Origin of the sequence: Krasilnikovia sp. MM14-A1004 (assembly GCF_047159485.1) — a bacterium.
GTDB lineage: Bacteria > Actinomycetota > Actinomycetes > Mycobacteriales > Micromonosporaceae > Actinoplanes.
On the sequence record NZ_AP038773.1, the window covers coordinates 2,533,634 to 2,557,101 of the forward strand.

At 72.8% G+C, this 23,468-nt stretch carries 18 protein-coding genes; 11 read left to right on the plus strand and 7 right to left on the minus strand.

Annotated features, from left to right (window positions below):
- Positions 1-36: 36 nt before the first annotated feature.
- Complete coding sequence (locus ACMCNN_RS11620; RefSeq protein WP_412746190.1) at positions 37-225, minus strand: hypothetical protein; 189 nt, start codon at positions 223-225, stop codon at positions 37-39.
- Positions 226-353: 128 nt separating this feature from the next.
- On the opposite strand from ACMCNN_RS11620, the gene ACMCNN_RS11625 reads away from it, so the two are divergent.
- Both ACMCNN_RS11625 and ACMCNN_RS11630 read left to right on the plus strand, forming a co-directional pair.
- A complete protein-coding gene (locus ACMCNN_RS11625) occupies positions 354-602 on the plus strand; it encodes a GntR family transcriptional regulator (RefSeq protein WP_412746191.1) in 249 nt (82 codons plus the stop codon).
- A gap of 112 nt (positions 603-714) precedes the next feature.
- A complete protein-coding gene (locus ACMCNN_RS11630; protein ID WP_412746192.1) occupies positions 715-939 on the plus strand; it encodes a hypothetical protein in 225 nt (74 codons plus the stop codon).
- Positions 940-1,015: 76 nt separating this feature from the next.
- On the opposite strand, the gene ACMCNN_RS11635 is transcribed toward ACMCNN_RS11630, so the two are convergent.
- The 3 genes from ACMCNN_RS11635 to ACMCNN_RS11645 all read right to left on the minus strand — a co-directional run bounded on the left by ACMCNN_RS11635 (position 1,016) and on the right by ACMCNN_RS11645 (position 6,174).
- Positions 1,016-3,994 (minus strand): glycine--tRNA ligase, encoded by a 2,979-nt coding sequence (locus tag ACMCNN_RS11635; RefSeq protein ID WP_412746193.1) that lies wholly within the window; start codon positions 3,992-3,994, stop codon positions 1,016-1,018.
- Between the two features lie 55 nt (positions 3,995-4,049).
- Positions 4,050-4,508 carry a peptidoglycan-binding domain-containing protein gene (locus tag ACMCNN_RS11640; protein ID WP_412746194.1) on the minus strand — a complete coding sequence of 153 codons (459 nt, stop codon included), beginning with the start codon at positions 4,506-4,508 and terminating at the stop codon, positions 4,050-4,052.
- 139 nt (positions 4,509-4,647) lie between these two features.
- Positions 4,648-6,174 (minus strand): diguanylate cyclase domain-containing protein, encoded by a 1,527-nt coding sequence (locus ACMCNN_RS11645; RefSeq protein ID WP_412746195.1) that lies wholly within the window; start codon positions 6,172-6,174, stop codon positions 4,648-4,650.
- A 131-nt stretch (positions 6,175-6,305) separates the two neighbouring features.
- Between ACMCNN_RS11645 and ACMCNN_RS11650 the strand changes: the two genes are divergently transcribed.
- Positions 6,306-7,670: a UDP-glucose dehydrogenase family protein gene (locus ACMCNN_RS11650; RefSeq protein WP_412746196.1), complete on the plus strand. Its 1,365-nt coding sequence runs from the start codon at positions 6,306-6,308 to the stop codon at positions 7,668-7,670.
- Positions 7,671-8,113: 443 nt separating this feature from the next.
- Here ACMCNN_RS11650 and ACMCNN_RS11655 read toward each other — a convergent pair whose 3' ends face one another.
- Together ACMCNN_RS11655 and ACMCNN_RS11660 are read right to left on the minus strand one after the other, a co-directional pair.
- Positions 8,114-8,674 carry a class IV adenylate cyclase gene (locus tag ACMCNN_RS11655; protein ID WP_412746197.1) on the minus strand — a complete coding sequence of 187 codons (561 nt, stop codon included), beginning with the start codon at positions 8,672-8,674 and terminating at the stop codon, positions 8,114-8,116.
- Positions 8,675-8,683: 9 nt separating this feature from the next.
- Positions 8,684-9,451, minus strand: a complete 768-nt coding sequence (locus ACMCNN_RS11660) for a helix-turn-helix domain-containing protein (protein ID WP_412746198.1) — start codon at positions 9,449-9,451, stop codon at positions 8,684-8,686.
- Between the two features lie 211 nt (positions 9,452-9,662).
- Here ACMCNN_RS11660 and ACMCNN_RS11665 point away from each other — a divergent pair, with 211 nt between their 5' ends.
- The 3 genes from ACMCNN_RS11665 (at position 9,663) to ACMCNN_RS11675 (ending at position 15,306) form a co-directional block, all read left to right on the plus strand.
- Complete coding sequence (locus ACMCNN_RS11665; RefSeq protein ID WP_412746199.1) at positions 9,663-12,149, plus strand: LamG-like jellyroll fold domain-containing protein; 2,487 nt, start codon at positions 9,663-9,665, stop codon at positions 12,147-12,149.
- Positions 12,150-12,297: 148 nt separating this feature from the next.
- Entirely contained in the window at positions 12,298-13,281 is a 984-nt protein-coding gene (locus tag ACMCNN_RS11670; protein ID WP_412746200.1) for an endonuclease/exonuclease/phosphatase family protein, read from the plus strand.
- A 261-nt stretch (positions 13,282-13,542) separates the two neighbouring features.
- Positions 13,543-15,306, plus strand: coding sequence for a glycoside hydrolase family 6 protein (locus tag ACMCNN_RS11675; RefSeq protein WP_412746201.1), 1,764 nt, complete (start codon positions 13,543-13,545; stop codon positions 15,304-15,306).
- A gap of 49 nt (positions 15,307-15,355) precedes the next feature.
- Here the strand turns inward: ACMCNN_RS11675 and ACMCNN_RS11680 are convergent, their stop codons facing one another.
- A complete protein-coding gene (locus ACMCNN_RS11680) occupies positions 15,356-16,192 on the minus strand; it encodes a hypothetical protein (RefSeq protein WP_412746202.1) in 837 nt (278 codons plus the stop codon).
- Positions 16,193-16,639: 447 nt separating this feature from the next.
- Between ACMCNN_RS11680 and ACMCNN_RS11685 the strand changes: the two genes are divergently transcribed.
- The 5 genes from ACMCNN_RS11685 to ACMCNN_RS11705 are packed head-to-tail and all read left to right on the plus strand — an operon-like array spanning position 16,640 to position 23,454.
- Positions 16,640-18,442, plus strand: a complete 1,803-nt coding sequence (locus ACMCNN_RS11685) for a translation initiation factor III (RefSeq protein ID WP_412747141.1) — start codon at positions 16,640-16,642, stop codon at positions 18,440-18,442.
- 52 nt (positions 18,443-18,494) lie between these two features.
- Entirely contained in the window at positions 18,495-19,967 is a 1,473-nt protein-coding gene (locus ACMCNN_RS11690; RefSeq protein ID WP_412746203.1) for an NADH-ubiquinone oxidoreductase-F iron-sulfur binding region domain-containing protein, read from the plus strand.
- Entirely contained in the window at positions 19,964-20,509 is a 546-nt protein-coding gene (locus tag ACMCNN_RS11695) for a TlpA family protein disulfide reductase (RefSeq protein WP_412746204.1), read from the plus strand. The genes ACMCNN_RS11690 and ACMCNN_RS11695 overlap by 4 nt, the downstream gene beginning before the upstream one ends.
- Before the next feature lie 12 nt (positions 20,510-20,521).
- On the plus strand, positions 20,522-21,445 hold the full coding sequence (locus tag ACMCNN_RS11700) for a cytochrome c biogenesis CcdA family protein (RefSeq protein ID WP_412746205.1): 924 nt from the start codon (positions 20,522-20,524) through the stop codon (positions 21,443-21,445).
- Positions 21,442-23,454 carry a protein kinase domain-containing protein gene (locus ACMCNN_RS11705; protein ID WP_412746206.1) on the plus strand — a complete coding sequence of 671 codons (2,013 nt, stop codon included), beginning with the start codon at positions 21,442-21,444 and terminating at the stop codon, positions 23,452-23,454. The genes ACMCNN_RS11700 and ACMCNN_RS11705 overlap by 4 nt, the downstream gene beginning before the upstream one ends.
- The last annotated feature ends 14 nt before the right edge of the window (positions 23,455-23,468 follow it).

The following is a 23,468-nucleotide window of genomic DNA, read 5'->3' on the forward strand; positions in this document are numbered from 1 at the left end:
CAGCCCCCACTCGCCGCAACAGCGGAAGGTCGGTCATCACTCCGTGATCACGGTGCCTGTGTCGAGCGGACTATGTGGGATTCCGGCCACGACCAGGAACGATCCCAGCACCGCGGCAAGTCCGTCGATCTTGTCGTCCTCGACGAAGGCGTGACCGGATTCCGCGAGACAGTCAGCGACCTGCTCGGCGATCCGCCTTAGTGGGCCGTAGTCCGGGCGCCTCATCGCATTCCTCCTCGTGGAGCGGCCGAGCTGAGCCTCGACGGTACGCCCAGTTCACCATGCATGTACAGGGTTCACCATGGTTCCCCTTTGGCAACTGCGGTGTACACCGAGGTGGCATGGTCGAGAGCGTGATCGACCATGACGGCCCGACGCCGCTGTACGTGCAGGTAGCGGATGCCGTCCAAGCACGTATCGAGGCCGGCGACCTTCTCCCGGACCGCCCCATTCCCTCGGAGAACCAGCTCGTGCAGGAGTACGGCGTCGCGCGGGGAACGGCGCGCAAGTCGATCCAGCTGCTCCGTGAGCGTGGGCTGGTGGTCACAGTGGTGGGTCGCGGCACGTACGTCGTCGCCAAGCCCTCTACGCGGGAGAACTAGCGCGCAGGCCCACGGGTGGCTCGCAACGTTGTCCTCAGCCCGCATTCCGTGCCAGTAAAGGGATAGCCGTCCGAAGCGCTATGGTGACGTCACTCTCCCGCGGAGGTACTCGATGCCCGACCTCGTGGTTCGTGGCCTGAGCCAGGAAGCCGTTGACCGTATCGATGCCGCAGCGGCCGGCCTCGGGCTGTCGCGTAACGATTACCTGCGCCGCACCTTGGAGGAAGGCACTGCCCCGGCAGGCGATCAAGCGGTCGCCGTTGAGGACTGGCAGCGGTGCGCGGAGGTCTTCGCGGATCTGGGCGACCCTCGGGTGATGGACTCCGCATGGCGGTGACGAGCGTGGCTGGGCCGGAAACTTGAAGAGTTCGGGTTAGGAGCTGACCCGAACTCTTCAAGATCCGGGGAAAGGGTCAGAGGCGTAGCTGGGGCCAGTCCAGGAGGGCGGCGCCCAGGTCGCGGATCGTGGCGAGCAGGCCCAGGCGAGCGGCGCGCAGCGCCGGGTCCTCGGCTATCACGAACACGTCGGTGAAGAACGCGTCCACCGGCGCCACCAGCCGCCCCGCGACGCGGGTGAAGCTCGTCAGATCCACATCCGCGTCGAGTTCGGCGCGGACCGCCACGACCGCGTCGTGCAGGGCGATCTCGGCCGGTTCCTTAAGCACGCCCGCATCGTAGGCGGCCGGGGTGCCGTCCGGGACGATGCGCCGGGCCCGCTGGGTCGCCGCGGCGACACCCCGGAACGACTCGTCCTCGACCAGGGCGGCCAGTTCGGACAGCAGGTGGTCGGCGCGCGACGGGCGGTCGGCGTGCGGCAGCACCGCACGGACCCGGTCGACCGGGTGCCCCTCCTCGGTCAGCACCTGTTCGAGACGGCGGGCCAGAAACTCCGCGACGTCCTCCCGTACCTTCTCCGGCACCTCGACGGGCTGGAGTTTCGCCGCCTCAGCCAGCGCGGTGGTCAGGCTCAGGGCGCCCAGCGCGGGATGGGCGCGGTGCACGGCGAGGGCGCCGAGGGCGGCGCGGCGTACCGCGAAGGGGTCGCTGCTGCCGGTGGGCAGGCCCACGGTGGCGGCCAGGCCGGCCAGCAGGTCGAGCCGGTCGGCCAGCGACAGCAGGGCGCCCGGCAGGGTACGCGGCGGCGCGTCGCCCGCGTGGCGGGGCAGCTCCACTTCGTACAGTGCGGTGGCGACGTCGCGGGGTTGCCCGGAGTGCAGGGCGTAGTCGCGGGCCATCTCCCCGGCCAGGCTGGTCATCTCCGTGACCAGCTGGGCGCCCAGGTCGAACTTGACCAGCGGGGCGGCCCGGCGCAGGGCGGCCGCGTCGGCGGAGGACAGTCCGAGCGGGGCGGCGAGTGCGGTGGCCAGGGCGGCGATCCGATCCGCCCGGTCGGCCATCGAGCCGAGCCGGTCGGTGAAGGTCAGCCGGGCCAGCCGCGCCCGCAACTCGCCCGGGTCGGCGCGCCGGTCCGCGGCGTAGAAGAACGCGGCGTCGGCGAAGCGGGCCCGCAGCACGGCCTCGTTGCCCGCCCGCACCCGGTCCACGTCCACGGGGCCATTGGCGACCGTCACGAACTGCGGCAGCAGCGCACCGTCCGCGTCGCGCACCGGCAGGTACCGCTGGTGTTTGCGCATCACGGTGGTGAGCACGACCCCGGGCAGTTCCAGGTGGGCCTCGTCGAACGTGCCCAGCAGCGGCGTCGGCTGCTCCACCAGGTAGGTGATCTGGTCGATGAGGTCGCCCTCGGCGGCCACGTCGACGCGGCCGTCCGGGTAGACGAGATCCTGCGCGCCGGTCACCACGAGATCGCGGCGGTCCTCGGCGTCGGCGACGATGCCGTTGACCGCGACCAGCTCCGCGAACTCCTCGGCCGAGGGCACCGCCACGACCGGCTCGGCGGCGGTGCGCAGCAGACGGGTGTGCCGCCCGGCGGTCAGCGCCGACACCGTGACCGGCACGACCTGCTCACCCCAGAGGGCCAGCAGCCAGCGGACCGGGCGGGTGAAGGACAGCCGGGGATCGTTCCACCGCATGTTGCGGGCGCCGCGCAGGCCGGTGACCACGGGCGCGAGCGCGGCGGCCAGCACCGCGGGTGCCGCGCCGCCGGCAACGTGGCGCCGCACCACCACATGGGGTACGCCGTTGAGCTCGGCGGTCTCCACGGCGTCGGCCGCGACGCCCTGCGCCCGCGCGAAACCGGCCAGTGCCGGGGTGGGCCGGCCCGCGGCGTCGTACGCGGCCGACGCGCGGGGGCCGCGCACCGTGACGACCCGGTCCGGTTCGTGCGCGGCGACGTCGGTGACGGTCGCGATCAGGCGCCGCGGGGTCGCCGCCACCCGCACCTCGCCGTGGGTGAGCCGGGTCGCGGCCAGCCGTTCGGCGACCGCGCGGCGCACGTACGCGCAGGCGGCGCGCGCCTCGGCGGGCGGCATCTCCTCCGTACCGATCTCGAACACCAGCGTCCGGGCCCGGTCCCCGGCCGCCTCGGTGACGGGCTCCGGCGTCGCCGGTGCCGGGGGCGCCGACACGCCGAGCGGGTGGCCCAGTTCCGCGCGGCGGGCCACCCAGAGCCGGGCGACGTCACCGGCGAGGAGGCGCATCCGGGCGAACTCGGCCGCCCGGTCCGCAGTGGACACCGCGCCACGGGCGTCGAGCACGTTGAAGGCGTGCGAGGACTTCAGCACGTACGTGTGGGCGGGCACCGGCAGTCCCGCGTCGACCATCCGTTGCGCCTCGGCCGCGTACTCGTCGAGCAGCCGCCGGTTCGCCGCGACGTCGGCATCGTCCAGGTAGTACCGCGACATCTCGTACTCGGCCTGGCCGAACGCCTCGCCGTAGCTGATGCCCGGCGCGTACGTGATGTCCTTGAAGTGCCGCACCTCCTGCAACGCCATCATGATCCGCTCGATGCCGTAGGTGATCTCCACCGACACCGGGTCGAGGTCGAGGCCGCCGGCCTGCTGGAAGTAGGTGAACTGGGTGATCTCCAGGCCGTCGAGCCACACCTCCCAGCCCAGGCCCCACGCGCCCAGCGCGGGGGAGGCCCAGTTGTCCTCGACGAACCGCACGTCGTGGGCGGCGACGTCGATGCCGAGCGCGGCGAGGCTGCCGAGGTAGAGCTGCTGGGCGTCGCCCGGCTCCGGCTTGAGGATCACCTGGAGCTGGGTGTGGGTCTGGATGCGGTTGGGGTTCTCGCCGTAGCGGGAGTCGTCGGGGCGCACGGACGGCTCCACGTACGCGACCCGCCACGGCTCCGGGCCGAGCACGCGCAGGAACGTGGCCGGGTTCAGCGTCCCGGCGCCGACCTCTGTGTTCATCGGCTGGACGGTCAGGCAGCCCTGCCGCGTCCAGTACTCGATCAACCGGGTGAGGGCGTCCTGCATGGCCAGCATGGGTCCGAAGTCTACGAGCGGGCGGGGCGGGCCCGTACGCAATTCGGCGCGTGGCTCAGAACGACAGCATGCCGCTGATCAGGGCCTGCCAGGTCATCGGGCCGACGATGCCGTCCACCGCCATCGACGGCACGTCCGCCTTGATGGCCTGCTGGAAGTCGCGGACGAACTGTTCGGTGACGGGACCGAAGATGCCGTCGATCTGGGGACCCTTGCTCGGGTCGCCGGACAGGTTGCGGAACTGGAACTCCTCCTGCACCGCGCGCACCGCGTCGCCCTGCGAGCCGCGCCGTACGGTGATGATCAGTGCGCTCCACGTCTGCTGTCCGACGACGCCGTCCACGGTGAGGTGTCGCTGCGTCTGGAAGGTGCGCACCGCTTCCTCGGTACGCGGGCCGAAGTCACCGTCCACGGTGACGGTCTGCCCGCGCGCCCGCAGCAGGTACTGCAGGCTGGGTACCGGGTGGTCGGTGGCGCCGCGGCGCACGATCGGCCAGGGTGAGAGGGCGGCCATGTCGATCATCCCCTTCGGGCGGCGCTGCGAAGGCCGCCCCTGCCGCCATGGTGACCCGCCCGCGCACGCCTGCCCATCCGGTGTCACCAGTGCGACACCGAGATCCCCCATCCGCGTCAATGGGTCGGGGCGATCCGCGTCAGCGGGCCAGGCGCACGCCGCCGCCGTCGCGCTTCGCGCGGTACATGGCGGCGTCGGCGCCGCGCAGCAGCCGCGGCACGTCGCCGGCGTCGTCGGGGAACATCGCGACGCCGATGCTGGCGCCGATCGTGACCGTCCGGCCCTCGATGTCGAACGGCTCGCTGAGCCGCTGGTGGATCCGCTCGGCGGCGGTGGCGGCCGACGCGTGGTCCGGGTTGCGGGTCAGCAGGATGGCGAACTCGTCGCCGCCGAGCCGCGACACCAGGTCGTTGTCGCGCACGGTACGCAGCAGCCGGTGCGCCACGGCCTGCAGCAGGGCGTCGCCCGCGTGGTGCCCGGCGGTGTCGTTGACCTGCTTGAAGCCGTCGAGGTCGAGCAGCAGCAGGGCGGTCCGCTCGCCGGCGCGCTCGGCCGCGGCCACCGCCTGCTCCGCGCCCTCCAGCAGGTGGGAGCGGTTCGGCAGGCCGGTCAGCGCGTCGTGGAACGCCTGGCGGGTCAGCTCGGCGACGTGCTGCTGCTCGGCCTGGCGCAGCCGGGCGCTGTCGACGATCAGCGCGCCCTCGACCGCGAGCTGGCGGGCCAGGCCGTGGTCGTCGGCGCTCCACCGGCGGGTGTTGGAGGCGTCGCCGCACAGCACGATGCCGACCGGGCCGGTCGCGGACATCAGCGGCATGGCGATGAAGGACCGCAGTCCCATGGTGTGCACGAAGCCGCCGGGGGAGACCCCGACGGTTTCGACGTCGCCGACCAGCACGGGCGAGCCGTCCTGGACGGCCGCGCGCCAGATGGGCGAGTCGCTGGCCATCTTGCCGACGAGGTTGCGGTGCAGGGTCTCTGTATGTTCGACCGTGGGACCCACGCCCATGGCGTACCGGATCCGGCCGTCGGTGTCGACCAGGTGCAGCCCGGAGAACTCGGTGCGGAACGCCTCGGCGGTCGCGCGGGCGACCAGCTCGGCGGCGGTTTCGACGCTGGTGGCGACCGTGCCGCGTTCGAAGAGGCGGCGGATCGTGGTGGTGGCGTTGGCGAGGAACTGCCGCTGCCGTTCCGCGTCGAGCGATTGCAGCGTGGCGGCCAGGTGCAGACCGGCCGAGGCGACGACGTCCTCGCGGACCCGGTCGAGCCGGCCGCCGGTCAGCACCAGCACGCCGACCGTCTGGCCGCCGATGCGCAACCGTACGGTCAGCCGCTCGCCGTTGCGGGTCGGCGGCGCACCGGCCGGAACGCGGAAGACCATGCCGGCGGTACGCAGTTCGCCGGGTTCCGGATCCCCGACGGTGGCGACCGGATAGAGTCCGCCGTCCTCGGAGCTGAGGGTGAAGACCGTGGCGCAGCGCAGCTCGGCCACCTCGCCCAGGTGGCGGTGAACGAGGTCGAGAACGTGCTCGATGACCGGAGTGTCCCGGGTCATGACGTCGACCAGGGCGGCAAGCAGGTCGGTCTGCACGTCGACCGCATGGGCCTGCGTGGGCACGGTGAACCCGTCCCGGCTACCGGCGAGGCGCACGCCACTGCTCACAGTCACGGACCTATGGTCGGCAGCGACCCCCTCAGCTTGAGCTTGGTGCCGCGGGGGTTTCCTGTGGGCCCCGGTGCATTACCGTGGCGGGCCGGGTGCGGCGCAGCGCATCCGGGCGGCGGAAAGGGACACCAGCGATGAAGGTGTGTGTTGTCGGTACGGGCTACGTGGGACTGACCACCGGTGCCTGCCTGGCCTATCTCGGGCACGACGTGACCTGCGTCGACCTGGACACGGCGAAGGTGGAGTCGCTGCGGGCGGGCCGGTCGCCGATCTACGAGCCGCACATGGACGAGTTGCTGGCCGAGGCCGCCGAGCGGCTGCGCTTCACCACGGAGTACGCCGAGGGCGTGCCGGGGGCGGACGTCGTGTTCATCGCGGTGCAGACCCCCTCGCTGCCCGACGGCAACCCTGACCTGCGGCACCTGCGCTCGGCCGCGGAGAGCGTGGGCGCGCACGTCACCGGCCCGTTCACGGTGGTGGTGAACAAGTCGACGGTGCCGATCGGCAGCGGGAACTGGGTGGACGCGATCCTGCGCGAGTCCTTCGAGCGGGCCCACCGGCGGCGCCCGGACGGCGAGTTCGCGGTGGCGTCCAACCCGGAGTTCCTGCGCGAGGGGGTCGCCCTGTTCGACACCCTCTACCCGGACCGGATCGTGATCGGCTCGGACGACCCGCGCAGCCTCGAAGTGCTCAACCAGCTCTACCGTCCCATCCTCAACCAGAGTTTCACCCCGCCGACGTTCCTGCCCCGGCCGGGCGAGGTCGGCGCGGTGCCGATGGTCTCCACCGACCTGGCCTCCGCCGAACTCATCAAGTACGCCGCGAACGCGTTCCTCGCCATCAAGATCAGCTACATCAACGAGATCGGCCGGCTGGCGGGCCGGGTCGGCGCGGACATCATGGAGGTGGCCCGCGGCACCGGCCTCGACGCCCGGATCGGGCCGCGGTTCCTGCAGCCCGGCGTGGGCTGGGGCGGCTCCTGCTTCGGCAAGGACACCGCCGCGCTGATCACGACCGCGGGGGAGTACCACCACGACATGCCGATCGTGCAGGCCGCGCGGGAGGTCAACTTCCGGCAGCGCCGCATGGTGGTCGACCGGCTCCTCGACGAGCTGCGCCTGATCAAGGGGCGCCGGATCGGCCTGCTGGGGCTCGCGTTCAAACCGGACACCGACGACATGCGGGACGCGCCCGCGATCGACATCGCGGAGCAGCTGATCGCGCACGGGGCGCGGGTGGCGCTGCACGACCCGGTGGCCGCGGAGCGCTTCCGCCGGGAGCGTCCCGACCTGGCCGTGCACCTGTGCGACAGCGCCGAGGCGGTGTTCGACGACAGCGACGCGGTGGTGCTGGTGACGGAGTGGTCGCACTACCTGGATCTGGACTGGGGCAAGCTGCTGCCGACCATGCGTACGCCGGTGCTGCTGGACGGGCGGCACGGCCTCGACGCGGAGCGGATGCGCCGCCTCGGCTACCGCTATCTCTCCGTGGGCGGCTGACCCGCCCACACCGGCCGCCTGGTCACCGCCTTCAGGTTCCGGTGCCGTCACCCGAACGGATCGGGGTGGCTCGCGCTACCGGCCGCCCGGGGTGCCCTCGATCGGCGGGTCCAGCCGATGAACCGCTCAAAGACCTCCCCGAGCGGCCCGTCGTGATGGTCGAGGCAGTAGGTCTCGAGGTAGGTCCACATCAGTACGGCCAGCCGCGATCAGCGCCGCCCGGGCGCGGGCCTTCCGCGTCCACGGAGGTCGAAGGGACAGCAACATCAACATCACCTCCATCAATCGGAGGAGTCCGGGCTGGGTCGCGAATCGATCCGTGGCTGCCCGGGCTCCCGCTCCGATCCTGGCGGCGTGACGACGGCTTGCCGGGCTGGGGACGTCCGAGCCTTGTCCGCCTCCGGAAACGGGGACGCGGACAATCCTGCGGACAGGCCCGCCCGCTAGCGCGGACCGTGGGCGGCGCGGACCGCGTCGGTGTACAGCTCCGTGGTCAGCTCATTTGCGGTGACGCCCAGTTGGTCGAGGAGATCGCGGGTGTCGGCAAGCGCCTTGTCGACGTCGGGCACCTCGGTCATCGTCTCCACCTCGAGGAACGTGCCCTCGACCTCCGGCACTTCGACCACCGTGGCCAGGAAATCGCGGCCGGCGTGGGAAAGACGGTAGTTTTCGCAGTTCTTGGTCAGCTCGATCAGCGGGTGGTATCCGAGGGCCCGTAGGAGATGGTCGACGGCCTGCGGCGTGCCGACGGTCGACTCATGCTCGGGCTTCGACCCGCTTTCCTCGTGGACGGCCGGTTCCTTGAAGGTCAGCAGGTGGATCCGGACGTCACCGGAGTCGACGGTACGCAGCCGCAGCTCCCGTCCAGTGTGGTCGAGGTCCTCGCCCGTGGTGTCGTAGTAGATGTCCTGGTAGATCGCGCGTGTCGGCGTCGCTCGGGCGGCCAGGGCGGCCCGAACGGCCGCCGGGTTGCTCAGACGGGCCTTGAGTTCGGCCTCGATCACGTGGCCTCCTCAGATGACGCGGCGGGCGTGGGCGAACATGCCGTCGAACTGGCTGCAGTAGCCGGACCAGAAGCTGCCGCGCGGAGTCTTCGGGATCTCGTAGATCGTCGACTCGTGGCCTTCCCAGCCCGGGGCGACGCTCGACACCCAGAGCATGTCGTCGACGCGGATGGTCCGCCAGATCGGCTGGCTGGTGTACAGCGACACGGTCACGTCGAGCTTCTCCGCGGACGCGGCCAGTTCTTCGATCCGGGCGAGCGTGAACTTGATGCCGGAGGCGAATGCGGCCGGAGTCTCGCCTATCTCACCCGCCCGGCAGGCGGCCGCCTCACAGTCGGGGTCGAGCAACAGGATCCGCGCCTTCAGCGTGGCGGTGCGGCTGGCCAGCGCGGGCCGCAGCAGGGAATCGTTGAGGCCGACGATGCCGAGGCCGCGGATCGCGAGCACGTCGAGCCGGCCGGCGACGAGGCTGCGGCGCCGGATCTCTTCGGAGACGGGACCCTGGTGGGCGAAGTGACGTGCGACCTCGGAGGCGATGCGATCCTGCGCGGCGGCCGGGCGGGTGGTCGCGGCTGCGGCGGCGAGTCGGCCGCCGGCGTCGAGAATGTGGTCGAGGCGCTCGGCGACGTCGGAGGTCGGCACCTTACGGCCGGTCTCCCAGTCACCGATGAGGCTCTTCGAATGGTTGGTGAGTGGCTGGAAAGCCCGTAATGAGAGGCCGCGTGCAAGGCGGAGCTGCCGCAGCAGGTCGCCGAAGGCAGGTGCGGGTTCGTCCAAGGTGTCCCATCCCTTTGGCGGTCAGGGTTGAGCGCCCGGAAACACCAACTGGTCGCCCTGCGGCGAGTCTATCCAGCGCGTCGGCGGACCACCGGGGGCAGAGATCGAAGATCATCAGCAAAGAAACCTTGACGTTACGTGCGTGACATTGTTGGAATGTGTTGACTCATGGCGTTCCGCGAGCGCTTTCCCCCCACGAAGGACGCAGCCCATGAACCGCACGTTCACCCTGGCCGCCGCCCTCCTGCTGGCGCTCGGTCTCGCCGGGCCCGCCGGCGCCGCGCCGCCCTTGCCCGCCGCCGCCCCCACCTGGCACCCCGGCGTCCCACCGCTGGCCACCCCCTGGACCGCCCGGGTCGGCCCGGACAACGCGCTGCCCGAGTACCCGCGCCCCCAGCTCACCCGTACCCGCTGGCAGAACCTCAACGGCGTGTGGCAGTTCGCCGGGGCGGACCCCGGGCAGGCCCCGCCGGTCGGGCGGGACCTCGGCGAGCGGGTGCTGGTGCCGTACCCGATCGAGTCCGCCCTCTCCGGCATCCAGCGCCACGAGGACCGGATGTTCTACCGCCGTACCTTCGAGGTCCCCGCCGCGTGGCGGGTGGGTGCCGGGAACCGGCTGCTCCTGCACTTCGGGGCGGTCGACTACGACGCGCGGGTCTGGGTCAACGGCACCCCTGTGGCGACCCACCGCGGCGGCTACGACTCGTTCGACGCCGACGTCACCGACGCGCTCACCACCGGCCCGCAGGAGCTGATCGTCTGGGCCGAGGACCTCACCGACGCCACCGGCCAGCCCATCGGCAAGCAGCGCCGCACCAGCGACCACGGCATCTTCTACCAGGGCAGCTCCGGCATCTGGCGCACGGTGTGGATGGAACCCGTCGCCCCGGCCCACATCGACGGCCTCACCATGACCCCGGACGTGCCCGCCGGGGTGCTGCGGCTGACCCCGCAGGTCGGCGACGCGGCCGGACTCACCGTACGGGCCGTCGCGCGCGCCGGTGGCCGGGTCGTCGGCCGGGCCTCGGGCGCGGCGGGCGCCCCGCTGGCCGTACCCGTGCCCGACGCTCGTCTGTGGTCCCCCGACTCGCCGTTCCTCTACGACCTGGACGTCACGCTGTACGACGGCGGCCGCGCCGTCGACACGGTCGGGTCGTACTTCGGCATGCGGCAGATCGGCACCGCCCGCGGCGCCGACGGCAAGCTGCGCATCACGCTCAACGGCCGGATCCTGTTCCACCTGGCGAACCTCGACCAGGGCTTCTGGCCGGACGGGTTGAACACCGCGCCCACCGACGCCGCGCTCAAGTTCGACCTCCAGCAGGACAAGCGGATGGGCTTCAACGCGGTGCGCAAGCACATCAAGGTCGAGCCGGACCGCTGGTACTACTGGGCCGACCGGCTCGGCCTCATGATCTGGCAGGACATGCCCGCCACGAACACCGGGCCGGTGCCGCCGGAGTGGCGGGCCCAGTTCGAGGCCGAGTTGCACGAGATGGTGCGCGAACACCGCAGCTGGACGTCCATCGTGGCCTGGGTGCCGTTCAACGAGGGCTGGGGCGAGTGGGACCGGGCGGCCACCGGCCGCATCGCCGACGACGTGAAGGCGCAGGACCCGAGCCGCCTCGTCAACGCGCACAGCGGCGTGAACTGCTGCAACTCGCACGGCGACTCCGGCCGCGGCGACGTGGTCGACTTCCACGCGTACCTCGGCCCGGCGTACCTGTCGCCCAGCGGTGAGCGGGTGGCCATCGACGGCGAGCACGGCGGTTTCGGCCTGAAGGTCGCCAACCACATGTGGTTCGGCGACGGGCATGCGTACGAGATGGAGCCGGACTCGGCGACCCTGACCGGCAAGTACGTGGCCAACCAGCAGGACGTGCTCGCCTCGGCGCGGGCGTGCGGCATCAGCGCGTCCGTGTACACCCAGATCACCGACGTCGAGGGGGAGGTCAACGGCTTCTTCACGTACGACCGGCGGGTGGCCAAGATGGACCTCGACCAGGTCCGGGCGATCAATACCCGGATCATCGCCGAGGCGGACGGCGCGGCCGGGCAGGTGCCCCAGCCGCCGCCCGGCACGCCCGGGCTCACCGGCGTCGCGTTCTACCCCCTCGACGGTACGGGCGCGGACGCCGCCGGTGGCCACGACGCGACAGTGGTCGGCGGTGCCGCGTTCGTCACCGGTCGCACCGGGCAGGGCGTGGCCCTGGACGGGGCGACGCAGTACCTGGACACCGGCGCGTCCATCCTGGACACCGCGTCGGACTACACAGCGGCCGTGTGGGTGGAGCTCGACAAGGTGGACGGCGCCTTCCAGACCGTGGTCAGCCAGGACGGCCCCGCCAACAGCGACTTCTACCTGCAGTACTCCGGGGCCGACCAGCGGTTCGCGATGAGCTTCGCCGGGGTGCGCGCCCTGGCCCCGTTCCGGCCGGAGCCGGGCCGGTGGTACCACCTCGCCGGGGTACGCGACTCGGTGAGGGGCGAGCTGCGCCTCTACGTCGACGGGGAGCTGGCCGGCACCAGCAGCGCCTGCCAGCCGCGGTCCGCGCCGACCGGGCACACCGTGATCGGCCGCGGCCGCTACGGCGGCAACCCGGTCGACTACCTGGACGGCACGGTCGACCAGGTGCATCTGTACGACAGGGCGCTGAGCGCGACCGAGATCAGGCAGCTGTACTCGTCGGGTGCCTGATCGCCCGCGCGTTGCGTCCGCCTCGACGCAGGGTCCGGCGGTCCCGGCCGACACGGCCAGGGTCGCCGGATCGGCCGCGATTGGCCGGAGGTGCGAAATCACCGACACAATCGCAGGTCACGGCGGGTTTCACGGCTAGCGTGGCGGCATGGCCGAGCTGCGTGTCGCCACGTTCAATCTGGAGAACTTCGACGAGACCGCGGCCGGGGAGCGGCCCAGCCTCGACGAGCGGATCGCCCTCATGCGACCGCAGATCGTCCGGCTGCGCGCCGACGTGGCCTGCTTCCAGGAGGTCAACGGCCAGGAACGCGCCGGCCGGCCGCGCGCGTTGCTCGCCCTGCGGGAGCTGCTGGCGAAGACCAACCTGGAGATGGCCGAGCTGGTCAGCACCCGCCCGGACGGCGACGACGTGTACGACGAACGGAATCTCGTGGTGGCGACCCGGCTGCCCGTCCGGGCACGGGAGCAGTTGCGCCACAAGCTGGTGGCGGCACCGCGGTACAAGCGGCTGACCGCGGTGCCGCCGGACGCCGAGCCGGTCGAGGTGAGCGCCGAGCGACCGATCCTGCACGTCGAACTGGACACGGGCGACGGCACCTCGCTGCACGTGATCAACGTGCACCTCAAGTCGAAGATCCCGACCCCGATCCCGGGACAGACCGTGGACGCCTACACCTGGCGTACGGCCGACGCCTGGGCCGAGGGCGTCTTCCTGTCCTCGATGAAGCGGATGGCGCAGGCGTTGGAGGTGCGCCGCCTGGTCGACCGGATCCTGGACGCGGATCCGGGCGCGCGCGTCATCGTGGCGGGCGACTTCAACGCCACCCCGGACGACGTCCCCGTGCTGGCGATCCGGGGCAGCGTCGAGGACACCGGCAACGGCGACCTGGCGGGCCGGGTCCTCGTACCGATCGAGAACACGGTGCCGCTGTCCAGTCGGTACACGCTGTTCCACCAGGGCCGGGGCGAGATGCTGGATCACCTGCTGGTGACCCGCAATCTGCTGGCCTGCTACCGCGGCTCGGAGATCCACAACGAGGTGCTGCACGACGAGAGCGCGTCGTTCGCCACGGACCGCAAGTTCCCCGAGTCGGACCACGCCCCGGTGGTGGCCACCTTCGACCTGCCGTAGCGCCGGCAGACGAGCCGCAGCGCCGGCAGGTGAGCCACAGCGCCCGCAGGCGAGCCACAGCGCTGGCGGCGGTGACGGAAATGTTGCCGACCGATGACGGAGTGATTGCGCTGGGAGCGCTCCCATGCCATGCTCGGTGGCAACGATCGATGTCCATGCGTCGATCGGCCCGGTTCCGGGTGCCGGCGATCGCGACCTCGTCGGCCCGCCCGGCCGCGTTGCCCCCGGTCGCGCCACTCCGTCCCCGAGGAGCCCCCCACCATGAGATCCGATCCACCCACCCGGCGCTCGCGCCTGGCTCGCGGTGCCACCGCCGCGGCCGCGGCCGCCCTCGTCTCCGGCATCGGTGTCGTCGCGCTCGCCCCCGGCGCGCACGCGGCGGCCGGCTGCCGCGTGGCCTACTCCGTCAACCAGTGGAACACCGGTTTCACCGGCTCGATCAACCTGACCAACCTCGGCGACCCGATCACCAACGGCTGGACGTTGACCTGGGAGTTCGCGGGCAACCAGCACATCACCCAGGGCTGGAACGGCACCTTCAGCCAGTCCGGTCAGCGGGTCAGCGTGGCCAACCCCGCCTGGTCCGCGGCGCTGGCCAGCAACGACACGGTCTCGCTCGGCTTCAACGCGGACTACTCCGGGACCAACGCGGCCCCCACCGCGTTCTCGCTCAACGGCGTCGCCTGCACCGGCTCGACCCCGACGACCCCGCCCACCACGCCCCCGACCACTGCGCCCACCACGCCCCCGACCACCCCGCCCGCCGGGACGCGGGTCGACAACCCGTACGTGGGAGCCAGGGGTTACGTCAATCCCGAGTGGAAGGCAAAGGCGGACGCCGAGCCGGGCGGCAGCCGGATCTCCAGCAACCCCACCGCGGTGTGGCTGGACCGCATCGCCGCCATCAACGGCACCACCGGCAGCAGCTCCAACGGCGCCATGGGGCTGCGCGACCACCTCGACGCCGCGCTGGCCCAGGGCGCCGGCTACATCCAGCTCGTCATCTACAACCTGCCCGGCCGCGACTGCGCCGCGCTGGCCTCCAACGGCGAACTCGGGCCCACCGACCTGCCCCGCTACCAGGCCGAGTACATCGATCCGATCGCGGCGATCCAGGCCGACCCCAAGTACCGGAACCTGCGGATCATCAACATCATCGAGATCGACTCGCTGCCGAACCTGGTCACCAACACCGCCGGCCAGGCCGGTGCCACCGCGATGTGCGACACCATGAAGGCCAACGGCGGATACGTCAACGGCATCGCGTACGCGCTGCGCAAGCTCGGGGCGATCGGCAACACGTACAACTACCTCGATGCGGCGCACCACGGCTGGATCGGCTGGGACTCCAACTTCGGGCCCACCGCCGACCTGATGCTGCAGACCGCCCGGGCGTCCGGGGACGTCCGCAACGTCACCGGCTTCATCACCGACACCGCCAACTACTCCGCGCTGCGCGAGCCGTACTTCACCGTCGGCTCGACGGTCAACGGGACCTCCGTACGGCAGTCGAAGTGGGTCGACTGGAACCAGTACGTCGACGAGCTGACGTTTGCGACCGCGTTCCGCAGCAAGCTCGTCTCGATCGGCTTCGACCCGGGCATCGGGATGCTCATCGACACGTCCCGCAACGGCTGGGGTGGCCCGAACCGGCCCACCCGCGCCAGCACCTCGACGGATGTGAACACGTTCGTCAACGAGTCCCGCATCGACCGCCGCATCCACGCCGGCAACTGGTGCAACCAGTCCGGCGCGGGCCTGGGCGAACGGCCCACGGCCGCACCCGGGGCGGGCATCGACGCGTACGTGTGGGTCAAGCCGCCGGGGGAGTCGGACGGCTCCAGCACGCTCATCCCCAACGACGAGGGCAAGGGCTTCGACCGGATGTGCGACCCGACCTACACGGGCAACGCCCGCAACGGCAACAACCCGACCGGCGCGCTGTCCGGCGCGCCCCTTTCGGGCGCCTGGTTCTCTGCCCAGTTCCGTGAGCTGATGGCCAACGCGTACCCGCCGCTGTCCTGACCCCTGCCGGACCGGACCCCGCCGCCGCCGGGCGGCGGGGTCCGCCGCGTCAAGGGGCCGGGTAGAACTGCGTCTGCATCTGCTGCGCCGCCAGCCGGTTGCGCGTGCGCAACCGCAGCAGCAGGCCCACCCCGGCGAAGACCAGCAGCGCACCGACGATCAGGCCGGGCCCGAGCAGGCCGGAGGAGCCGTCCGAGGAGGAGCTGGCGGCGTTGTTGGCCGGCGGGGCGGCCGCGGCCGGGTTCGACGCCGACGGATCCGTCGTGTCGCCGTCGGCCGCACCGGCGCCGGGATCGTCCGACTCGTCCGGTGCCGGGCTCGGCGAGGCATCCTCGGACCCGCTCGGCTCCGGATCCGCCTCCCCGCCCTGCACCGCGGCGGTGGTGACGGCCGCACCCAGGGGCCGCACGCCCACGTCGAACGCCTGCACCTCCAGCGTGACCCGGCCCTGCGGCGCATCCTCGTCCACCGCGACGCGGTACCGCGCCGTCACGGTCTTGCCCCGGCACAGTTCACCCGGGTCGAACTGCACGTCGGTCAGTCGGGCGGCGTCACCGGCCGACTGCACCTGCACCGGGAAGTCGCCGTCGTCCTCGATCCGCTGCACGCGTACCTGATCGAGGCGGAGGCCCTCGGCCCGCAGCACCGCCGACCAGCGGACCTTGCGGCAACCGCCGCCGCGGTCCGTGGTGACCACGGCGGTGACCGTGCGCGCGTCCTCGCCCGCGGTGAGGGTTTGCGGCGCCTCGGTGATGCGAACCTCCGCCTCCCCGCCGCGGCCGGGGCCGGGGCCGGGCGCCGCCGACGCGGCGGTGGGCAGGGCCAGGAACGCGGCCGCGGCGGTGACCGCCGGTACCGCCGAGAGCAGCGCAGCGCGATGCCGCACAGCGACCATCTCCTTACGCTCAGGCGTCAGCTTGCTCGCTCACGAGGTAGTTCGGGTGGCGCGGCCGAAAGGTTCACCGCGTGTGCGGGATTACCCGCCGAGGGACCTTACGTTTCCCTTAGCCCCCGGTTGCGCTCCGATTTCTTCGCAGGTCAGAGGCGCTGCAGAGGGGTGTACTAGCAGCCCGGTGCAAAGTTGCCGACAAAGAAGTTCCGGATCGTTCATCCGCAGGCGGCCCGCACACGTAGATGGGGATTGGGCAGGGACGGCCGCAACGCACGGTGAGGAAGGTAGGCCTGCGGCACCGCCCGACGGAATAGCGCGGGGCATCCCCCACGGGTGCCGGCGTCAAGGAAGGCCCACCGAGACGCGACCGCTGCGGAGAACGAGGAGTCAATGGCCCGGACGAAGCTGAACCAACGATCCGCCAATCGTGGAAGCGTGCCGATGGATGCCACCGGTGGCCCCACACCGCCATCGAAGATCACGATCGCGACTCTCGCGGTCTCGATCCTCCTGGCGATCTGGGCCGCCGCGATGCTCACCCCGGTCGGACGTGTCCTCTACGTCTACGTCTTCGCCTATCTCGAGTACTACATGGGCGTACTGACGCTGGTGTCGCTCTCGATCACCATCATGCTGGGCCTGGTCAGCACCGACCGGCTCGTACTCTCCATCCGGCAGCGCGTCCTGCTGCAGTCCGCCCACCGCACCTTCGGCGTGATCGCCGTCGGCGCGCTCGGCGTGCACCTGTGGGCGAAGCTGATGGAGAAGCACATCCAGGTGATCGACATGTTCATCCCCTTCCTCAACGGGAACTTCTTCGTCGGCTTCGGCACGATCTCCGGCATCATCATGGCGCTGGTCCTATGGACGGGTATCGCCCGCGCCCGGTTCATCGGCCGCGGCAAGCCGTGGATGTGGCGCTCGGTGCACGCCAGCTCATACCTGATGTGGCCGCTCGCCCTGGTGCACGGCCTCAACGCGGGCCGCCCCGCCGCGGTCTGGGTCATCGTCAGCTACGTCGTCTGCGTCCTGATGGTCGTCCTCGGCCTCGCCGTCCGCGTCTCCGTCAGCCTGAACCGCAAGAAGGACTTCGCCTCCCAGTCGGGCACCAGCACGGGCACCATGAAGCCGGTCGGCAAGCTCGCGCCCAGCGGCGCCTCCGGGATGAAGAAGCGCCGCGACAGCGAACGGTCCGGCCCGCGCATCTCCTCCAACCCCGGCCTCACCGAGACCGCGGTGCTGGAGCCCTGGGTCCCGGCCGCGCCCGCGCCGGCCGCGGAGAAGCCGGCCGCCAAGGCCGACAGCGCCGCGCCCACCAAGCAGGGCAGCCGCTCCGAGTACGACGAAGAGGTGTACCGGCGCGAGACCCGGTCGCGCCGCGGCGCCGACGAGGAGGACCGCGCGCCGCGCGGCCGCCGCGAGGACGAGTACGACGCACCGCGCTCGCGCCGCCACGCCGACGCCGACGAGCCCGCCCGGCGCCCGGCCGCCGGCTTCGACGAGGAGACCCGGGCGATGTCGCGACGGGCCATCGAGTCGTCGGGCCGGCGCCGCTTCGAGGACGAGGAACCGGCGCCGCGCTCGCGCCGCCGCACCGGCGAACAGGAGCAGTACGAGCCGCCCCGCTACGAGCGGACGAGCCGCGCCGGCCGGTACGCCGAGGACGAGCCCGCTCCCCGGCAGCGCCGCGCCATCGAGGCCGCACCGGCGGCCCGCGGCTGGGACGCCGGGGACGAGCCCCGCCGCGCCTCCCGCGGCGACGACGAGCCCCGTGGCCGCCGGTACGCCGACGAGCCGACCCGCGGCCGCCGCCTCGCCGACGACGACGGATACGCCGACGAGCGGCCCCGCCGCGCCGACCGGTGGGCCGATCCCGGCTACTCGGCGGGTCCCCCGGAGCCCCGTTCGACCCGGTACTCTGACGACCCCTCGCCCGCGCCCCGCTCCCGGCGCGACCGTGGGGACCGCGGCGCCGACGTCGACCGGGCCGACTCCGGCCGGCACAGCCGCAGCGAGTTCGTCGACCTCGGCGGCCCGCAGTACGACCGCCGGCCGTGGGGCCCCGACATGGAGCCCGACGAGACGCCGACCCTCGTGGACATGGCGTCGCGGCGGGCCCGCAGGGCGGAACAGCCCGAATCCTCGCGCGGGACGAGCCGGGGGGCTCGTCGCGGTCGGGGACGTAGCACCGACGATGTGGCCGACGACCAGTACTGGCGTCAGCTGCGAGGAGAAGCGCAGTGAACAAGCACCACCACGGCAGGGGTGACGCGGGGCAGCGCCGGGGGGCGCGGCCATGAGCGCGTCCAAGGTTCCACCGGTCACCGCGATCGGCACTCCGCGCATCACCGCGGGTTTCGACGAGTACGGCCGCCTCGACCTGGTCGCACACCAGGAGGTACACGGCGGCTTCGCGGCGCTCAGCTCGGGGGAGCTGATCGGGCTGGCGGACCGCATCGAGCTGCGCGGCCGCGGCGGCGCCGGGTTCCCGTTCGCCCGCAAGGTGCGCGCGGTGCTGGACTCGTGCCGCCGGCAGGACCTGCCGCCGGTCATCGTGGTCAACGCGACAGAGGGTGAGCCGCCGTCGTGGAAGGACAAGGCGATCCTCACCCGTGGCCCGCACCTGATCCTCGACGGTGCCGCGCTGGCCGCCGCCGCCCTGGACGCCGAGGAGATCGTCATCGGTGTCGCCGACGACGGCATCGGCCAGGACTCGCTCGGGGCGGCGCTGGCCGAGCGCAAGATGCCCGTACCGACCCGGATCGTCACGGTGCCGCACCGGTTCATCTCCGGTGAGGGCGGTGCCCTGGTCCGCGGCATCAACGGCGAGGCGCACATCCCGCCCGGGCGCAAGGTGCGTTCCAGCGACAACGGCGTGATGGGCCTGCCCACGCTGCTGTCCAACGCCGAGACGTACTCGCAGCTGGCCATCGCCGCGCGGCTCGGGCCGTGGGAGTACAACAGCGTCGGCATCCCCGAGGAGCCGGGCACGGTCATGCTCACGGTCGGCGGCTCGGCCACCGCGCCCGCCGTCGTCGAGGCACCGACCGGCACCCCGCTGATGGACATCCTCACCATGTGCGGCGCCGACATCGGCCCCGGCATCCTGGTCGGCGGCTACCACGGCAAGTGGCTGTCCGCCGAGGCGGCGAAGACCGTCACGATCAGCCGCAAGGGCTTCGCCAAGGCCGGGGCCACCCTGGGCGCCGGCATGCTGCTGCCGATCGGCTCGTCCACCTGCCCGCTCGGCGAGGTCGCCCAGGTCGTCCAGTACCTGGCCGGTGAGTCCGCCGGGCAGTGCGGGCCGTGCCGGCTCGGCCTGCCCGACCTGGCCCGCTCGGTCACCCTGGTCTCGCTGGGCGGCAACGCGCTGGAGGACGTGCGCGCCGCCGCCGGTGTGGTCAAGGGCCGCGGCGCGTGCAGCCACCCGGACGGCACGGCCCGGTTCGCGCTGTCCGCGCTGGAGATCTTCCACAAGGACGTCGCGGCGCACGCCAACGGCGAGGGCTGCGGCAAGCAGGTGCGCGGCATCCTGCCGCTGCCGTACCACCAGAATCAGGGCGTACGCAAGCTCGCCCTGGACTGGTCGCGGTGCGACGGGCACGGGCTGTGCTCCGCGGTCGCGCCCGAGATCATCCGGCTGGACGCGAACGGCTTCCCGGCGTTCCCGACGACCCCGCTGCCGCCGTGGCTGGAGGACGGCGCCCGCAAGGCCGTCAACGTGTGCCCGGCGCTCGCGCTACGGCTCACCGAGGCGGCCGGCAAGTGACCCGGCGGGCCGTGGTGGCACTGGGCCTGGCGGTGGCGGCCGCCGGCCTCGTCGCCACCACGGCCGGCTGCGCCGCCCGCCCGTCCACGGCACCCGCCGCCGCGGCGGGTGGTGCAGCGGCTGCGGGCGCGGCGGCGGTTCCGGCGACCCTGCGGTTCACCGGGCGCACGCTCGACGGGGCGGCGTTCGACGCCGCGACCCTCGCGGGCCGGCCCACCGTGCTGTGGTTCTGGGCCCCGTGGTGCGCCACCTGTGCCGCCGAGGCGCAGTCCGTGGCCGACCTCAAGGACGAGTACGGCGACCGGCTCGCCGTGCTCGGCATCGCCGGGATGGGCGACAACACGGCGATGCACCGGTTCGTCGCCGACCTGAACGTGGGCACCGTCCCGCACCTGGACGACGGGCAGGGCGTCGTGTGGCGCCGCTTCGGGATCACCGAGCAGAGCACGTACGTGCTGCTGGACCGCACCGGCGCGGTGCGCGTCTCGGGGTACCTCGACGACCTGCAGCTCACCGCCCAGATCAAGGCGCTGGTGGCCTGAGTCGTGCAATCGGTGCTGCTCGCACTCACCGCCGGGATGCTCGGCGCGGTGAACCCGTGCGGCTTCGCGTTGCTGCCCGCGTACCTGTCGCTGCTGGTCTCCGCCGACGGCGGGCCGGCCGGGCCGCGCGCCGGCGCCGCCGCGGTGGGCCGCGCGCTGCGCTGCACGGTCGCCCTCACCGCCGGGTACGTCGCCGTGTTCGGCGCGTTCGGCCTGGTGTTCGCGCCGCTCGCCGCGCGGGTCCAGCCGCACCTGCCGTGGCTGACCGTCGTGCTCGGACTGCTGCTGGCCGGGATCGGCGGATGGCTGGTGGCCGGGCGGTCGCTGCCCGCGCTCGGCGCCCGGCTGCGCGCGCCCCGGCTGACCGGCTCGCTCACCTCCACGGCACTGTTCGGCGCCGGGTACGCCCTGGCCTCCCTCGGCTGCGCCGCGGGCCCGTTCCTCGCGATCGTCGCCGCGACCCTGCGCGCCGGTTCGGCCGGCGCGGGGCTGGCGCTGTTCGCGGCGTACGCGCTCGGCATGGCGGTGGTCGTCGGTGTCGTCGCGGTCGCCGTGGCGCTGGCCCGCACCTCGGCCGTGGCCCGGCTGCGGCGGGTCGCCGCGGTCGTGCCCCGCCTCGGCGGCGCGGTGCTGCTGGTCTGCGGCGCCTACGTCGCCTACTACGGCTGGTACGAGCTGCGCCTCGCGCGGGACCTGCGGCTCTCGGGACACGACCCGCTCGTCGCGGCCGCCACCGGCCTGCAGCACCGGATCAGTGACCTGGTCGGCCGAGTCGGCGCGGGCTGGCTGGCCGCCGCGCTGGTGGCGCTCGTGGCAGCCGCGCTGCTGTGGCCGCGCCGCCCGCGCCCGGCCGGGGGCAGTGCCGACCACGAAGCCGGTGCGACCGCGTTGCCGGTCGGCGCCGCTTCGGTCCCGCACGCGAGTGGTGCCCGATGAGCGCGCCCGCCGCGCCGCCGGTGCGCCCGCTGCACCGCAACGACCCGCGCCGGCTGGGTCGCTACCGGCTCGTCGGGCGGCTCGGTTCCGGCGGCATGGGGGTCGTCTACCTCGGTGAGGACCCGGACGGCGGTCCGGTCGCGGTCAAGCTGGTGCACGCGGTGCTGTCCCACGACCCGGAGTTCCGGCAGCGGTTCCGCAGCGAGGTGCAGCGGGCCCGCCAGGTGCCGTCGTTCTGCACCGCGGAGGTGCTGGACGCCGACCTCGAACACCAGCCGCCGTATCTGGTCGTCGAGTACGTTCCCGGGCCCAGCCTCGGCCAGGTGGTCGAGGAAGGGCCGCTGACCGCCGCGAACCTGCACTCCGTTGCCGTGGGGGTGGCCACCGCGCTGGCCGGCATCCACGGCGCGGGCGTCATCCACCGCGACCTGAAGCCGGAGAACGTGCTGCTGGCGCCGGGCAGCCCCAAGGTCATCGACTTCGGCATCGCCCGCGCGTTCGAGGCGACCAGCCAGCTCACCCGCACCGACCAGATGGTGGGCACGGTGGCGTACATGGCGCCGGAGCGGTTCTCCTCCGAGCCGGGTGTGCCGCTCACCGCCGCCGCGGACGTCTTCGCGTGGGGCTGCGTGGTCGCGTACGCGGGCACCGGGCGTACGCCGTTCCGGGCCGACTCGCCGCCGGCCACGGCCGCGCGCATCCTCACCCAGCCGCCGCACCTCGACGGGCTGGCCGAGCCCCTGCGCAGCCTCGTCGAGCTGTCGCTGGCCAAGGACCCGGCGGACCGGCCCACCGCACGGGAACTGCTCGACATGCTGCTCGGCGAGGCCCCGATCCGGCGCCCGGCCGCGCTCGCCGGACACGGGGGGCGCCGCACGGCCGCGCTCGCCGGGCCCCGGGCGAATCCCGGCCCGCCCCGTGCTCCGTCCCGCCTTCCCGGCCCGCCGAACCGCCCTCCGGGGTATCCCGGATCGGCGACGTTGCAGGCCCCGGTCCGGGTCGCCGGGCGCCCACCCGCGTACGGCCGCCGTCCGCGCGGTGGCCGCCTGCTGGCAGCCCTGGCGGTGCTGCTCGTCCTCGCGGGCATCGCAACGGTCGCCGGGGTGCTGCACCTCGACACCCTGGCGCGCAACGCACTCGTCTCGGACTCCGGCCGCGGCACCTCCGCCACCGACGGGCGCGGCGGCTCCAGCGGCCCCGGTTCGGACGGCTCCGGTTCGGACGGCTCCGGCTCGAACCGCGGCCCCGGCTCGAACGGCTCCGGCTCGAACGGCTCCGGCTCGAACGGTTCCGGCTCGAACCGCGGCTCCGGTTCGAGCGGCTCCGGTGCGGACGGAGGTGGCAGCGGTTCGAACGGCGCCGACGGTCCGGGTGCCGGCCAGGGCGCCGACGGCACCGGCGCGGACGGCGGCAGCGCGGGCGGGGACGGTGGTGGCCCCGGTGCCGCGCCGGTCGAGCCATCCGGCGAGCCGGACCTGCAGGATTCGCTCGACTCGCCCGGCCAGTGGCGCGACACCGCGCTGCGGGCCGACGGTGCCGGCTGCACCGTCCGCGGGGTGCTGCGCGCCACCCTGCCCGGCCCCGGCACCCTGCAGTGCCCCGGCCCGCAGGAGGAGTTCCCGGGCGAACTCGGCGTCGAGGTGACCGTGACCCTGCTGAACGCGGGCGGCTGCGCCGCCGTCTGGTACCACTGGGACCCCGAGGCGGGCGGTCAGGTGCTGCGGGTGTGCCAGCGGCAACTGTCGGTTGCCGCCGACGCCCCCGGCGACCGGCGGGTGTTCGGCACCGTGCCGCTGCCGCGCCCGATCCCGCTGGGCACCGCCACCGTGATCCACCTGGTCGTGCGTGACGGGCGGGCCGAGCTGTTCCGGGACGCGGAGTTCGCCGGGGCCGTCCCGCTGCCCGCCGACGGACCCGACCAGGGCCAGGTGCTGCTCGGGATCAGTGTGGCGGGCACGGCAGCGCGGCCCGCGGTGACCTTCGCGGACGTCGCGATCCGCGCACTGTGAGGCTCCGGCCGCGA

Coding starts and splice junctions, on each gene's coding strand:
- ACMCNN_RS11620 (WP_412746190.1), bottom strand. CDS start 225: ATGAGGCGCCCGGACTACGGCCCACTAAGGCGGATCGCCGAGCAGGTC.
- ACMCNN_RS11630 (WP_412746192.1), top strand. CDS start 715: ATGCCCGACCTCGTGGTTCGTGGCCTGAGCCAGGAAGCCGTTGACCGT.
- ACMCNN_RS11635 (WP_412746193.1), bottom strand. CDS start 3,994: ATGCTGGCCATGCAGGACGCCCTCACCCGGTTGATCGAGTACTGGACG.
- ACMCNN_RS11640 (WP_412746194.1), bottom strand. CDS start 4,508: ATGGCCGCCCTCTCACCCTGGCCGATCGTGCGCCGCGGCGCCACCGAC.
- ACMCNN_RS11650 (WP_412746196.1), top strand. CDS start 6,306: ATGAAGGTGTGTGTTGTCGGTACGGGCTACGTGGGACTGACCACCGGT.
- ACMCNN_RS11665 (WP_412746199.1), top strand. CDS start 9,663: ATGAACCGCACGTTCACCCTGGCCGCCGCCCTCCTGCTGGCGCTCGGT.
- ACMCNN_RS11670 (WP_412746200.1), top strand. CDS start 12,298: ATGGCCGAGCTGCGTGTCGCCACGTTCAATCTGGAGAACTTCGACGAG.
- ACMCNN_RS11675 (WP_412746201.1), top strand. CDS start 13,543: ATGAGATCCGATCCACCCACCCGGCGCTCGCGCCTGGCTCGCGGTGCC.
- ACMCNN_RS11685 (WP_412747141.1), top strand. CDS start 16,640: ATGGATGCCACCGGTGGCCCCACACCGCCATCGAAGATCACGATCGCG.
- ACMCNN_RS11690 (WP_412746203.1), top strand. CDS start 18,495: ATGAGCGCGTCCAAGGTTCCACCGGTCACCGCGATCGGCACTCCGCGC.
- ACMCNN_RS11705 (WP_412746206.1), top strand. CDS start 21,442: ATGAGCGCGCCCGCCGCGCCGCCGGTGCGCCCGCTGCACCGCAACGAC.